The sequence below is a fragment of the Aquitalea sp. S1-19 genome, assembly GCF_024343515.1.
Map to the genome: position 1 here is coordinate 59,227 of NZ_RJTZ01000003.1, position 14,982 is coordinate 74,208.

Annotated in this window: 9 protein-coding genes; 4 read left to right on the top strand and 5 right to left on the bottom strand. The window is 59.4% G+C overall.

What is annotated here, in order from left to right:
• Positions 1 to 20 precede the first annotated feature (20 nt).
• Positions 21 to 1,103, bottom strand: a complete 1,083-nt coding sequence (locus EGI20_RS01055) for a mechanosensitive ion channel family protein (RefSeq protein WP_498628928.1) — start codon at positions 1,101 to 1,103, stop codon at positions 21 to 23.
• Between the two features lie 510 nt (positions 1,104 to 1,613).
• Here EGI20_RS01055 and EGI20_RS01060 point away from each other — a divergent pair.
• The 3 genes from EGI20_RS01060 (at position 1,614) to EGI20_RS01070 (ending at position 6,239) form a co-directional block, all read left to right on the top strand.
• On the top strand, positions 1,614 to 4,424 hold the full coding sequence (locus EGI20_RS01060; RefSeq protein ID WP_498628930.1) for a ribonucleoside-diphosphate reductase subunit alpha: 2,811 nt from the start codon (positions 1,614 to 1,616) through the stop codon (positions 4,422 to 4,424).
• A 160-nt stretch (positions 4,425 to 4,584) separates the two neighbouring features.
• Positions 4,585 to 5,160 carry a DUF2057 domain-containing protein gene (locus tag EGI20_RS01065; RefSeq protein WP_498628932.1) on the top strand — a complete coding sequence of 192 codons (576 nt, stop codon included), beginning with the start codon at positions 4,585 to 4,587 and terminating at the stop codon, positions 5,158 to 5,160.
• 14 nt (positions 5,161 to 5,174) lie between these two features.
• Positions 5,175 to 6,239 carry a ribonucleotide-diphosphate reductase subunit beta gene (locus EGI20_RS01070; protein ID WP_124734273.1) on the top strand — a complete coding sequence of 355 codons (1,065 nt, stop codon included), beginning with the start codon at positions 5,175 to 5,177 and terminating at the stop codon, positions 6,237 to 6,239.
• 165 nt (positions 6,240 to 6,404) lie between these two features.
• Here EGI20_RS01070 and EGI20_RS01075 read toward each other — a convergent pair whose 3' ends face one another.
• From EGI20_RS01075 to EGI20_RS01090, 4 genes are all read right to left on the bottom strand, one after another.
• Positions 6,405 to 7,319: an RES domain-containing protein gene (locus tag EGI20_RS01075; protein ID WP_498628935.1), complete on the bottom strand. Its 915-nt coding sequence runs from the start codon at positions 7,317 to 7,319 to the stop codon at positions 6,405 to 6,407.
• Positions 7,320 to 7,327: 8 nt separating this feature from the next.
• Entirely contained in the window at positions 7,328 to 7,867 is a 540-nt protein-coding gene (locus EGI20_RS01080; protein WP_498628937.1) for a lipocalin family protein, read from the bottom strand.
• A 494-nt stretch (positions 7,868 to 8,361) separates the two neighbouring features.
• Positions 8,362 to 10,737, bottom strand: a complete 2,376-nt coding sequence (locus EGI20_RS01085; RefSeq protein WP_498628939.1) for an arylsulfatase — start codon at positions 10,735 to 10,737, stop codon at positions 8,362 to 8,364.
• A 32-nt stretch (positions 10,738 to 10,769) separates the two neighbouring features.
• Positions 10,770 to 12,026, bottom strand: a complete 1,257-nt coding sequence (locus EGI20_RS01090; RefSeq protein ID WP_498628941.1) for an anaerobic sulfatase maturase — start codon at positions 12,024 to 12,026, stop codon at positions 10,770 to 10,772.
• Positions 12,027 to 12,534: 508 nt separating this feature from the next.
• Between EGI20_RS01090 and EGI20_RS01095 the strand changes: the two genes are divergently transcribed.
• Complete coding sequence (locus EGI20_RS01095; protein ID WP_498628943.1) at positions 12,535 to 14,706, top strand: patatin-like phospholipase family protein; 2,172 nt, start codon at positions 12,535 to 12,537, stop codon at positions 14,704 to 14,706.
• Positions 14,707 to 14,982: the final 276 nt, after the last annotated feature.

Consider the following 14,982-nt stretch of genomic DNA (forward strand, 5'->3'; position numbering starts at 1 on the left):
ATGCCGGTCAAATATTACTTTCAGACCAGCGGCAAGCCCGCCCCCGTCCCTTCCACATACAGCGTACGGCTGGGGAAGGCAAAATCGGCGCCGCAGGCATGCACGATATCGACGATCTTCAGATACACATCCTGCTGCGCGGCCAGCCACGGCTCCCATGACGTGGTGCGGGTAAAGCAATACACCATAAAGCTGATCGACGACTCGCCGAACTGGTTGAAATACACCAGCAAGGTATCGTTCTGGTCGATGGCCGGATGGGCGCGCAGCATGGCGCGCACCTTGTCCACCACCTCGGCCATACGCCCGGCATCCTCGTAACGCAGGCCGATATTGACCAGAATGCGGCGGTTTTTCATCCGCTGCGGATTGACCACTCCGATGCTGGAAAAGATGGAATTGGGGATATACATCGGCCGGTTGTCGAAAGTCAGGATGCGCGTCAGGCGCCAGCCGATATGCTCGACCGTGCCGTCGATATTGCGGTCGGGCGAGCTGACCCAGTCGCCGACCTTGAACGGCTTGTCAATGAAGATCATCAGGCCGCCAAAGAAATTGGCCAGAATATCCTTGGCGGCAAAACCGACCACCAGACCGCCGGCGCCGCCAAAGGCCAGCAAGCCGGACAGGCTCATACCGAAAGACTGGCCAATCAGCAAGGACACCACCACCAGCGTGATCACCTTGAACAACATGGACAAGGCATTGGCCGTCGTCGTGTCGTAGCCGTTTTCCAGATGCAGGCGCTCGGACGCATCAATAAAACGGAACGCCCCCCATACCACGACCAGCGCCACGGCCACCATACGCAGCGGCCCGATCCATGGAGTCAGGGCCGGCCACAACTCGCGTCCCAATGTCTGCAGCAACAGAGAAAAACCGATGATGGCAATGATCGCCATGATGGCGGGCGAACTGGAACGGATAAACGCGTGCAAAAGCGAGCGGCGCAAGCCCATCTCGCGCTCGGATGAATGGCGGGCGAACAGCACCCACGCCAGTTGGGCCAACAGGGTAAACAACAGTACCAGAGAGACCTCGCCCAGCCAGGGGTGGGTCGCGCTGGTGTGCTCGAGTGTCTGGATAAATTCGGGTGTTTTCATGCATCAGCCAAAAGAATGAACCGCCAGTGGCGGCAGATTTCCCCACTATGCCGCATCGGCCGGCTTTTTGCCGCTCAGGACATGCTGCACCCCGCAGCAAAACACGCAATTTTTAAGTGGGCACTATAGCTTTATTGAAAAATTTCATGATTTTTAATGCAGCATCCAAACCACAACCACAAACTACTACATCTAGTGTGTGTATAGACATGAAACGCTGCATCCTTGTATTTAAAGGGATAGCACCGCACAAAATATCCACACCAGCAAAATGGCGTAAATTTTTTATTTTGCCGCAAGCCATATCTGGCGTGGATCACGCCATTCACGCACTTTGTCAAGACTTGCGAAGCCGCATCTTAGCCACTACCATTTGCGCCATAACAGATAAAAAACAGCATATATAGTATTAGTCCGTGCAACACACCCAAGCCGTGCGATGGACAGCCAACTACCGCACACGGCAAGAAAACATCACAAAATTCAAATAAAACAGGATAAAAATCAAAAATGAAGACTTTTGACGGACAAACCGCCGCCGAACTGGGGCGCGCCGCCGCACCGCAGGCTGACTTCAGCCAGTACAAGACCATCCGTCGCGGCGGTGCCGTAGTGGCGTTCGAACCGGTCAAGATCTCCATCGCCGTCACCAAGGCCTTTCTGGCGGTGCTCGGCCAGCAAGGCGCCGCCTCGGCCAGCATCCGCGACAAGGTCGCCGGCCTGACCGAAATGATCGTCGGCGCGCTGATGCGCAGAAAGCCCGAGGGCGGCGCGATCCATATCGAAGACATCCAGGACCAGGTCGAACTGGCGCTGATGCGCTTTGGCGAACACGACGTCGCCCGCGCCTATGTGCTGTACCGCGAAGAACGCGCCAAGGAGCGCGCCGCGCGTGGCGAGGCGCTGCACCAGATCACCATCAATGTGCAAAAGAAAGACGGCCGCAAGCTGCCGCTGAATATCCCGGCACTGCGCGACACCATCCAGGCTGCCGCCACCGGCCTTGCCGGCATCGACGTCGACGCACTCCTGGCCGAGACGCTGAAAAACATCTACGACGGCGTGTCGGAAGAAGAAGTCGGCAAGTCGGCCATTCTGGCCTCGCGCGCCATGATCGAACTGGACCCGGCCTACGACTACGTCACTGCCCGCCTGCTGCTGGACCAGCTGCGCGGCGAAGTGCTGGGCGAAGCGGTGAGTCAGGACGCGATGGCCGACGCCTACCCGCATGCTTTTGCCAGCGCCATCGCCCAGAATATCCGCGCCGAACTGCTGGACGAGCGTCTGGCCGAATTCGACCTGGCGCGCCTGGGCGCTGCGCTCAAGCCCGAGCGCGATCTGAAATTCGGCTATCTGGGCCTGCAGACGCTGGCCGACCGCTACTTCCTGCATATCGACGGCGTGCGCAGCGAACTGCCGCAGGTCTTTTTCATGCGCGTGGCGATGGGGCTGGCGCTGAACGAAGTCGAGCGCGAAGCGCGCGCCATCGAGTTCTACCAGGTGCTGTCCAGCTTCGACTTCATGAGCTCGACGCCAACGCTGTTCAACGCCGGCAGCCGCCGCAGCCAGCTCTCCAGCTGCTACCTGACCACCATCGCCGACGACCTGGACGGCATCTACGAAGGCATCAAGGAAAACGCCCTGCTGTCCAAGTTTGCCGGCGGTCTGGGCAACGACTGGACGCCGGTGCGCGCGCTGGGTAGCCATATCAAGGGCACCAACGGCAAGAGCCAGGGCGTGGTGCCGTTCCTGAAGGTAGTCAACGACACCGCCGTGGCCGTCAACCAGGGCGGCAAGCGCAAGGGCGCGGTGTGCGCCTATCTGGAAACCTGGCACGCCGACATCGAGGAATTCCTCGAGCTGCGCAAGAACACCGGCGACGACCGCCGCCGCACCCACGACATGAACAGCGCCAACTGGATTCCCGACCTGTTCATGAAGCGGGTAATGGAAGGCGGCGAGTGGTGCCTGTTCAGCCCGTCCGAAGTGCCCGACCTGCACGAGTTGACCGGCGCCGCCTTCGAGGCACGCTACACCGCGTACGAAGCACTGGGGCGCGCCGGCAAGCTGCGCGTATTCAAGAGCCTGCCGGCGCTGGTGCTGTGGCGCAAGATGCTGACCATGCTGTTCGAGACCGGCCACCCGTGGATCACTTTCAAGGACCCGTGCAACCTGCGCAGCCCGCAGCAGCATATGGGCGTGGTGCATAGCTCCAACCTGTGCACCGAGATCACGCTCAACACCAACGATGACGAGATCGCGGTGTGCAATCTGGGCTCGGTCAACCTGGCCGCGCACATGAAGGACGGCGCGCTGGACAGCGACAAGCTCAAGGCCACCATCTCGGTCGCCATGCGCATGCTGGACAACGTGATCGACATCAACTTCTACCCGGTGAAGAAGGCACGCAACGCCAACCTCAAGCACCGTCCGGTCGGCCTGGGCATCATGGGCTATCAGGACTGCCTGCTGCAGATGCGCGTGCCGTTCGCCAGCGACACGGCGGTGCGCTTTGCCGACGAATCGATGGAGCTGGTGGCCTACCACGCCTACTGGGCCTCGACCGAGCTTGCCGAAGAGCGCGGCCGCTACGCCAGCTACAAAGGCAGCCTGTGGGACCGCGGCATCCTGCCGCAGGACAGCATCAACCTGCTGGCGGCCGAGCGCGGCGGCTATCTGGAAATGGACCGCTCGGGCCGGCTGGACTGGAACCCGCTGCGCGAACGCATCGCCCGCTACGGCATGCGCAACTCCAACTGCCTGGCGATCGCACCGACGGCGACCATCTCCAACATCATCGGCGTGTCGCCTTGTATCGAGCCGACCTACCAGAACCTGTTCGTCAAATCGAACCTGTCCGGCGAATTCACCGTCACCAACGAATACCTGGTGCGCGACCTGAAAGCCGCCGGGCTGTGGGACGAAGTGATGCTGGCTGACCTCAAATATTTCGACGGCAGCCTGGGGCGCATCGACCGCGTGCCGGACGAGATGAAGGCGATCTACGCCACCGCGTTCGAGATCGACCCGGCGTGGCTGGTGGAAGCAGCCAGCCGCCGCCAGAAGTGGATAGACCAGGCACAGAGCCTGAACATCTATATGGCCGGCGCCTCGGGCAAGAAGCTGGACGAGCTGTACAAGCTGGCATGGGTACGCGGCCTGAAAACCACCTACTACCTGCGCACGCTGGCCGCGACCAGCGCCGAGAAGTCGACCGGCCGGGGTGGCGAACTGAACGCGGTCGCCGCCGCGCCGCAGCCACCAGCCACCGACGCCCAGTTCTGCAGCATCGACAACCCGGACTGCGAGGCTTGCCAGTGAGCGTGGTGCACGCTGCCGTAGGGGCGTAGGGTGGGTTAGCCGCTGATGAAGCGGCGTAACCCACCGCCCTGCCCGCCCACGCTCGCGGCCGGCAGTGCAAAACAGGGACAGCTAAAACAAAGCATGCCGCAAGGCACCATCGATTGCGAAAGAGCACACCATGCGCACCCTGTTGATCTTAAGCACTGCCAGCTTGCTGAGCGCCTGCACCACCATGGCCGACAAACTGCAAGGCAGCCTCACCCCGCCGCCCGGTGACGGCTATGCCATCTTTTCACTGGTCGGCAAATCCAGCGACCCCGACCGCGCGTCGGCCAGCGTGAGCTGGAATAGCCTGGACAGCGCCTTGCAAGGCCGCGTCTACGCGAATATGGGCACCAATACCATCTTTGGTGAAAACGGCAATATGGCCGCCGGCAAACTGGAGCTGCTCACCCTGCCTCCCGGGCGTTACCAGCTCGCCACCGCCTATGGTTACTGGCCCTCCGGCCTTGGCCGTTTTGGCGATAGCGGCATCCAGATCCGCAGCTTCCCGCTGAACCTGCCGTTCAGCGTCGAAGCCGGCAAAGCCGTCTATCTGGGTGAAGTGCTGCTGGAAATGGACTACCTGCCCACGGCCGAAATCCGTGACGCACAACAACGCGACTTTGCCCACATGAAAAACGTGTGGAAGGTCAACAACCTGAACAGCGTCGTACTCGCGCCATTCAAGCCCGAGACGATCAAACCCGATTGAAACGAAAGACACCCATGCTGAGTTTTGAAGACCCGATCGCTCCTGCCGCCTCCGCTACCCCTTCCAAGCGCATCAGCGCCAGCGACAAGCGTGTGATCAACGGCACCACCGACGTCAACCAGCTGGTGCCGTTCGCCCACAAATGGGCATGGGACAAGTATCTCGCGCAGTGCGCCAACCACTGGATGCCGCAGGAAGTGAACATGCAGCGCGACATCGAGCAATGGAAAACCGGCCAGCTGACCGAAGACGAAATGCGTATCGTCAAGCGCAACCTCGGCTTTTTTACCACCGCCGACAGTCTGGCCGCCAACAATATCGTGCTGGGCACCTACCGCCAGATCACCTCGCCCGAATGCCGCCAGTTCCTGCTGCGCCAGGCGTTTGACGAGGCGATCCACACCCATGCCTACCAGTACATCGTCGAGAGCCTGGGCCTGGACGAAGGCGAAGTGTTCGGCGCCTATCAGGAGGTCGCGTCCATCCGTGACAAGGACGAATTCCTGATCCCGTTCATCGACACCCTGTGCGACCCGGCATTCAAGACCGGCACGCTGGAAAACGACCAGCGCCTGCTCAAGAGCCTGATCGTGTTCGCCTGCATCATGGAAGGGCTGTTTTTCTACGTAGGCTTCGTGCAGATCCTGGCGTTGGGGCGCCAGAACAAGATGACCGGCGCCGCCGAGCAGTACCAGTACATCCTGCGCGACGAGTCGATGCACTGCAATTTCGGCATCGACATGATCAACCAGATCAAGCTGGAAAACCCGGCACTGTGGACCGAGCCGTTCAAGGCCGAACTGAACGCGCTGTTCCAGCGCGCGGTGGAACTGGAATACGCCTACGCCGAAGACACCATGCCGCGCGGCGTGCTTGGGCTGAACGCTGCCATGTTCAAGGAATACCTGCGCTTTATCGCCAACCGCCGCATGCAGCAGATCGGGCTGGAGCCGCTATTCCCGGGGGTCACCAACCCGTTCCCGTGGATGAGCGAAATGATAGACCTGAAAAAGGAAAAGAATTTCTTCGAGACGCGGGTGACGGAGTATCAGACGGGTGGCGCGTTGAGTTGGGATTAAGATCCAGATGTCACGCTTGGCCACATAATTAGTGTGCGCTCGGCGAAATACTTTAACAGACATCGTTATGAGAAAGGTGGCATGGCTGAATCCGAAGCTAAAATTTATGGTTTCAGCCAAGGCCACTGCATTTTGATAGGAGCCAAGATATCCAAGCCATCTTGCTTAACTTGGCACCCAAAGGGGCTTAAGCAAAACAGTCGTAGCAACATCTTCTTCATGCTCTTCCCAGTGGAAATTACCGCCAATCTCTATTCCGTTGACGTGCCGAGCTGGAGAGAAGTCATAATATCCATGGGACAAGTGTCTAGCATGGCCACAACGAACCGATCTTACACCCCATTGATCCCAGAAATGATCTGTCCGTACAGCAAAACAAATAGCGCCATTTTGTACACAACTTGGGTAGGCAATTGCTGATAGCTTGGGATTTTTGTCAAAAATGCACTTTGCAACATACGAAGAAATTTCGTAGTTATCCCTTCCGTCTAGCAAACACTCCAACAGAAAAGCATCTGTAATCAAAAGTGACTTCTCATCTTGCGGTTTGCAGGCATTCAAATAATTCGAAACTCCTTGCGCGTGCTCCCCAGCCATAAAACCTCGCCCTGAGCGCTGAATCCTCATGAGTTCACCAATAGGTGCAATCAGGCAGCTTTTCCCGGGTACGATTTCAAAGTCAGCAAGAACAACCTGATCACTTTCGGCACGCACTTCTTTCAAAGCAGTATCCGGACGATCCGCGAGATAGAGTACTGAAAAACCATCAGGGTTGGCTCTTCCTTGAGATGCAGGAACATCTTTTCGCCAAATGATTCCATCCACATTTTGGGGATAAGGCTCGTGGGTCTTTAGCCTTCGAGCACGCCTAAATCGATGCCCTGCCCCCCAGTTCAGACCAAGAGTTGGATGCACCATGACCAAACGCTTTATCAGTGCCTGTTTGTCTTCAAGTGCACTATCCGAAAAATTGGAAATCTCAGCCGTAAGCTCTTCTAAGGGAAGAGGAGGGAAAGCTTCGGTGATCGTTGGCAGCAACGTAGTTCCTTTGGTTCGAAGATTCAAAAAGTAAGTATCCAAACACCGAGTCAATCCGCCCGCGTCTGCGACACCCAGATCAGTTTGTCGGTCTCGAACCCCAGCGCCGCTGCCTGCTGCAGCAATCTCGTTTTCACCTCGGGGGCCAGGGTTTTGTCGCGTGCCAGTATCCATAAATAGCTACGGTTGTTGCCGGCCACCAGCGCCCAGCGGTAATCGGGGTCCAGCGCCAGCACATGGTAGCCGCCGTAGAACGGGCCGAAGAAAGACACCTTGAGCGAGGCCACATCGGGCTGGCCATTGAAGCGGGCGCGCCCTTCGGCCTGCTTCCACCTGGCGCTGGCCGTGTCGTAGCCACGGTTGATCACGCGCACCTCGCCATCCGGCGCTGGAATATAGCGGGCGCTGACATCGCTCAAGCCCCGCTCGAACACATGGTCAAGGCGGGCAATTTCATACCACTTTCCGCTGTAGCGCTGCAGCTCGAAGCCGCTCACCGGCACGATCCCGGCCGGCGGCAAGGTGGAGCAGGCGCTCAGCAACAGGCAAAATAGCAGCAGAAACAGCCGGCGCAAGGTGCAAGGTGTCATCTGTTTCACCCATAAGGAGATGGGCCGGGCCTGCCGGCGGAAAATGGCGTGCCGATATCATACACAATAAGGTCTTGCCGGCAGCGGCGCTGCCCCCTGCCCCGCCAGATTTGCGCCAGCGCAAAAGGGGCTAACCAGGTTAAAGCCGCCTTGATACGCGCAAACGCCCCCGCAGATGCCGGCAAAGGACGCGACCGGCGCGGTGTGGCTGGGGCTACTGAGCGGCACGCTATGGTTTGCACTGTGCCTGTCTTTGCTGATGTGTTTAAGCGCCATCGCGATCCGGTCATCGCATCCATTTACGCCGCTGCTATTCACGATCTGCTGCGCGCAGGCGCACAAACGTTAAAAACGGCTTCGAAATGCGCATGTACCCTCTCTGTACATGCCGCTTTCTCAGCCGTTTTTGTCTTGTCTCACGCGAGATGGCGAACACATTCCAAGCCGGATGTCCGGGGACAGTCGGGCAGCCCGACTGTCCCCGGCAAGGGCGTTTACTGCCCGGACGGCTGCGCAGCGGCAGCCGGAGGAACGCCCACATCCACCCTGACTTTCCTGACCTTGCCGTTGAACACGCCGCGGTTCACGCCATATTCATCGCTCACCGGTGTGCCATTATCCATGCCGACATCGGCAGTCTCTTCGGCCGAAAAAATGCCCGGCTGGGTGCGCGCGATGCGGCCGCTGGCCACCTGCTTGCCATTGACCGCCAACTTGCCTTCGCCGCCCTTGCCCTGCCCGCTGCCATCATAGACAAACTCGAAGCGCACGGTTGAACGGCCCGCCGGCAAGGATTCGCCCGAGACGATGGTCGTTCGCGTCTGACCAAGGAAGTTGTAGGTGTAGGCCGGCTTGCCGTCCTTGACATACAGTGTCCAGCCGCCAAAGCGCCCGCCCTGAGCCAGGATGACTCCGTTGCCCCCGCCTGCCGGCACTTCGACCTCGGCCGTGATGGTCTTGGACTGGTTCTTGATATTGATGAAGGCATTTTCAGACAGATCCTTCATGCCGTCACTCAGCGTCAGCGAAGTGCGTCCGCCCATCAGGTCAGGCCGGCCTGCGCTGGCCGGATTCAGCCGCTCGAACAGGCGGTCATCCAGCGGCAGCACATGGTTGGCGCGTGCATCGACCAGAAAGGCCTGTTGCAGCTCTTTCAGCTTCTGGGGCTGGCTGGCAGCCAGATCATTACTCAGGCTGAAATCATTACGGGTATCGAACAGCTCCCAGCGGTCGTCCTGCAGGGGCACTCTGGGCTTCGCCTCCCATGGCGCGCGGTGTATCGTGCGGGCGAACCAGCCATCCTGGTAGAATGCCCGGTTGCCTAAGATCTCGAAATACTGCGAGGTACGGGCCGGTGCGGCCGGGTCGGTAAAGGAAGCCAGCAGGCTCTTGCCCTGGATAGGCGTCTGTTTCACCCCATCCACCATCTTGGGTTCAGGCAGGCCAGCCGCAGCCAGAATGGTCGGCGCGATATCGATCACATGGGCAAACTGGCTGCGCACCTGCCCGTTCGCCTTCACCTTGGCCGGCCAGTGCACAACCATGCCGTTACGCGTCCCGCCGAAATCTGAAGTGACCTGCTTGGTCCAGGCAAACGGCGTATTCCCGGCGACCGCCCAACCCGCCGCCATATGCGGGTAAGTGCTGGGATCGCCCCAGGTATCGATCTTCTTGAGCATATCCGGCACCTGCTCCTGGACGCCGTTGAAATAGGTCATCTCGTTGAGCATGCCGTTGGCACCGCCTTCGGCACTGGTGCCGTTATCACCGGCGATATAGAACACCAGCGTGTTATCGAGCTCGCCCGATTCAGACAGCGACTGGATCAGCCGGCCAATTTGCTCGTCGGTATGCTCGGCAAACGCGGCATAGACCTCCATCTGACGGGCATACAACTTCTTTTGCTCCGGCGAGAGCGTCGCCCAGTCCTGGATAAAGGGCGGCTTGGGCGCAAGCCGGGTATCCGGCGGTACCACGCCCAGTCGTATCTGGCGCGCCAGCGTCTCTTCGCGCAGCTTGTCCCAGCCCTGATCAAACTTGCCCTTGTATTTGTCTATCCAGGCCTTGGGCACATGATGCGGCGCATGCGTCGCGCCGGGCGCAAAATAGACGAAGAACGGCTTGTCCGGCGTCATGGCCTGCTGGAAATTGACCCACTGGATGGCCTTGTCGGTCATATCGACGGTGAAATGGTAATTGGGATCATTCGGCACTTCGACCGGACTCATCCCGTCATAAACCACCGACGCCCACTGGTTGGTTTCCCCGCCCATAAAGCCGTAGAACTTGTCGAAACCCGAGCGGGTCGGCCAGCGGTCGGTCGGGCCGGAGGGGTTGACCTCCCAGGCCGCCGTTTCATGATTCTTGCCGAAATGGGCGGTGCTGTAGCCGTTGTAGCGCAGCATCGCCGCCAGCGGTGCCACACTCAGTGGCCGCTGGCCGGTGTTGCCCGGAAATCCGGTTGCCGTCTCGGTGATGCTGCCCATATTGCTGACATGATGGTTGCGCCCGGTGAGCAGCGCTGCGCGCGTCGGCGACGACAGCGCAGTGGTATGGAAACGGTTGTAGCGCAAGCCATTTTCGGCCAGCCGGTCCAAGGTGGGCATCGGCACCGGGCCGCCAAAAGTACTGGGAATACCGAAACCCATATCATCGATCAGGATGATCAGCACATTGGGAGCCCCATCGGGCGTCTTGATGCTAAAAGGCGGCGGCATTTTCGCGTCGCGGGCATCCAGCGTGTCATAGGTCGGCGGCACCGGCTCATGGATGGGCAAGACCGTGCGATCCGGCGCAGCCGCGGCTGCCGAGGCAGTAGAGACAGCCAGCGCACCGGCCACGGAAAGTGCCCTGTTACAGATGTTCTTCATACGATACTCCCGAGATGTAACGACAAAGGAATTCATCCGGCAGACGGCACCCGGATCAACAGCGGGCCCTTGATGGCCTCCATGATGCGTGCAGCGGGCTGGCCATGGCTGACCAGTGTTGCCATCGCATGCATATAGCGGTCGATATGGCGGAAATACTGCTTGTAGCCGGCGCACAGATAGTTGAGACCCGCCTCTCCGTCCGGCGCAGTAATAAAACGGTTTTTCGGACATTCGCCATGGCAGGCAAAGCGGTAGTCGCACTGCCGGCAGTACTGTGGCAAGCCGGCAGACTTGGCCTGACCGAAAGCCTGCTGCGCGGGGGAATCGGCCATGGCCGGCAGTTCATCCTCGCAAAGGTTGCCCAGACGGTAATCCGGGTACATGAAGTGGTCGCAGGCATAGACATCGCCATTGTGTTCCAGCATCAAGGCCCGCCCGCAGTTATCGGCAAACAGGCAGACCGTGGCCGGCAGCTGCAGCCAGGCCGCCAGCGCCCACTCGAAATTCATCACATGGACGCTGCCGACATCGTGACGCACCCATTCATCGAAGATGGCGATCAGAAATGCACCATAGGCCTCGGCCCCCACCGTATGCGGGCTGACGGCCACCGCATTCATTGAGATGCTCGCGCGTCCGCAGGCGGGCGGCTCGGCGAAACTCAGGCCGCGCGAACTGTCCCGCTCGGCCGCGACACGCTCCACCACCGGGTTGAACTGGATATGGCGTACCCCGGCCTCCTTCAGGAAGCGGTACACCGGTAACGGTGCACTGGCGACGGCCGGCGTCACCGTCACCAGTATGTTGAACTCGATCCGGTAGCGCTGCAGCAGCCGCAAGCTGGCCATCACCGCATCAAAGGTCGGCGCACCACGCCGGTCAACACGCTGGCTATCGTGGATCTCGCGCGGCCCGTCAAGACTGAGGCCGACCATGAAGCCGGCCTCGGACAGAAAAGCACACCATGCCTCATCCAGCAGCACACCATTGGTCTGCAAGGCATTGCGAATGGTCTTGCCGCCGGCCAATTCCTGCTGCAAGGCATAGGCACGCTGGTAGAATGCCAGCCCCCGCAGCATGGGCTCCCCTCCTTGCCAGGTAAACAGCACCTCGGGGCCGGGCTCATGGCGGATATTCTGTTCGATATAGGCACGCAGCACTTCGTCGCTCATGGCAAAGCGCTGCTTGGGCGGAAACAGCGATTTTTTTTCCAGATAGAAGCAGTAATGGCAATCAAGATTGCAAACCGGCCCGACCGGCTTGGCCATCAAATGCACGGCTCGCATAACACCCCCTGGACATATTCAGATCGTAAATGGCAATCTAACGTCACCATTTATTTAACAAACGTAATTGTCAGCATAGCAACGCGCGCGAAATTTTCAGCCGTTACAGTCAAAATTTCGACACCCCTGGACCGTCGGCAAAAATGCCACCACCACAAAAAGGTATGTCCCTCTATCCATCGTTTCGGCAACACGGCAAAGCCAGACTTAATTTTGGCGATGTCCCGGTTGTAAGCGGGCAACTTTGATTTCGGGTTTTGTGCCCGCTGCTCGGACGTGTTTGAGCCAGGGGTACTGGCGCGTGAGCATCGTTCATCGCCGACAGCAAGCCCCCTCCTCCCGTGCGGGACATCACCATTTTTATTCTCTGTGGCGGATATGCCGCGCCTGGTATCCGTCACCGTCGAAATCTGAGCAAAAATTTTTATAAGTTAAATAATGTAAATGTCGTGTGACGAATAACTGATTCGAGCGCTCAATGATGCCTGCCAGACGAATTCAGATCCCCATGCTATGGCTGTCTTGTTGCATCAGTCTGGCCCTGCCTCCCCTAGCTCAGGGCGCAGAAGCGGCCCGGCCATTACGTATCGGTCTGGTGCTGGGCGGTGGCGGCGCGCGCGGGGCCGCGCATCTTGGCGTACTCGAAGTGCTGGAGCGCCTGCGCGTGCCGGTCGCTTGCATCGCGGGCACCAGCATGGGCGCGCTGGTGGCCGGTGCCTATGCCTCAGGTGTGACACCCCAGACGATGAAAAAAGAAATGGCAGCGGCCGACTGGAACGACATGTTCCAGGACAATCCGACCTTTTCCGAGCTTTCCTATCGCAACAAGCGCATCTCGCAGCGTTTCCTGCCCGGCTCGGAAACCGGGGTCAAGGAGGATGGCCTGCAATACCAGTCCGGCGTGGTCGCCGGGCAGAAGATCAAGCTGTTTTTCAACCAGCTGGTGCATGCCGATCGCGGGGAACCGCAGATCGAGAAGCTACCCCTGCCGCTGTCCATTGTCGCGACCGATATCGGTAGCGGCGGCAGGGTGGTACTGCGCGAAGGCAGCCTGACCCAGGCCATGCGCGCCAGCATGTCGGTGCCCGGGCTGATGACGCCGGTCCAGCTGAACGGACACAAGCTGGTCGATGGCGGGCTGGTCGATAACGTGCCCATCGCCGAAGTGCGCGAGCGCTGCTCGCCTGATGTGGTGATTGCGGTCAATGTAGGCTCGCCCCTGCTCAAGCCGGACGAGATCGACTCGCTGCTGTCAGTCTCGGCACAGATGGTCAACATCCTGACCGAGCAGAATGTCAGCCGTTCGCTCTCGACGCTCAAACCCGACGATATCTATATCCAGCCGGATCTGGAAGGCATCAGCGCCGGCGATTTCCCGCGCAATGCGGAAACAGCCGAGCGTGGCCGGGTCGCGGCAGAAGCTGCGGCTGCAAAACTAGCCCGCTATTCGGTAGACGAGGCCAGCTACCAGCAATGGCGCCAGCAGCTGGAAACCAAGCCGCAGGCGCTGCCTCGTATCGATGAGATACAAGTCGCCGATCTGAACTATGTCAACAAGGCAGTGGTAACCCGTCATATCGAGCAGCAGCCGGGCACCAGTGTGACCCCCGAGCTGGGGCGTGGCCTGCTCAGGGCCTACGGCGATGGTTTCTACGAGCATGTCGACTATGCCCTGCTCGGCAACCGGGATCGCACCATCCTGCGCATCACGCCGGTGGAGAAAAGCTGGGGGCCGGATTACCTGCGCCTCGGGGTCAACCTCGAAAATACCTTCGACGGCAATGCCAGCTACAGCCTGCGCGCGGCCTATCAGAAGACCTGGATGAACAGTCTGGGCGCGGAAATGCTTGCCCTCACCGAAATCGGCAACCGCAACCTGCTGGGCTTAGAGTTCTACCAGCCGCTGGATGAACGTCAGCGCTTCTTTGTCGAGCCGGTGGCCAGTTACAGTGATGAGCTGCGCAATTTCTACCAGAACGACCAGAAGCTGGCGGAATACCGGGTCAAGACCAGCCAGCTTAATCTGGGGGTGGGCATCAATATCGGCCTGCTGGGCCAGGCACGGCTAGGCTGGCGCGAGACCTGGCTGGATGCCGCGCTGGAAACAGGCGCTCCCGAGCTTGGGGAGAGCAACCAGCACTTCGGCAGTGCCTATCTCACGCTAGATCTGGATCAGACGAACCGCCTCTATCTGCCGACCTCGGGCTGGGCCGCACGTCTGGCCTATATCGACTCGCCCCAACTGAACTACGGCAACCTTTCCGGCAGCTTGTCCGGTGCGACTGCGCTGGGGCCATTGATCGTGAGCGGAAGATTCAGGGGCAGCCAGACCGTGCATGGCAGCGTCCCGTTCTACGAGGCTTCGAAACTGGGTGGCTTCCTCAATCTTTCCGGTTATGCGCAGGATCAGCTGGTCGGTAACGATATGCGCTTTGTCCAGTTGCGAACCGAAAAAATCATCGGCAAGTTGCCCTTGGGCTTGCGTGGCGATATGCGGCTGGGGCTTGCGCTGGAAGGCGCCACCTTCGGTCAGCGCTTCAGCGAAAGCCAGCTGAATGGCTGGCAGGAGTCGGCCACGCTCTATCTGGGTGGAGAGACCCCGCTGGGACCGGTATTCCTGGGCTATGGCCACGCCCGGCAGGGGCCAAAGGCCGTCTATCTCTTCCTTGGGACACCGTAGATTTCTTCCATTTTTCGGCCATTAACCTTGCCACGCCCATTCTGCTGAAGGATGGGCGTTCTGCTTTTGCCTGCTTGTATGCGGCATTTTTGCGACAAGGCACAGCGGCAGCAGAAATTAAATGTCCTTATGGCCAAGTTTCACTAAAAAACGCCACAAATCCAACCTATATCTAGAAAGAATTTACATGATAAATGCTTGATTTTTATGGCGTATGGTGGCCGGAACAGGGGCATACCCAGCGGCGAACCCGCGCAAGGAGACTCTTCAATGACA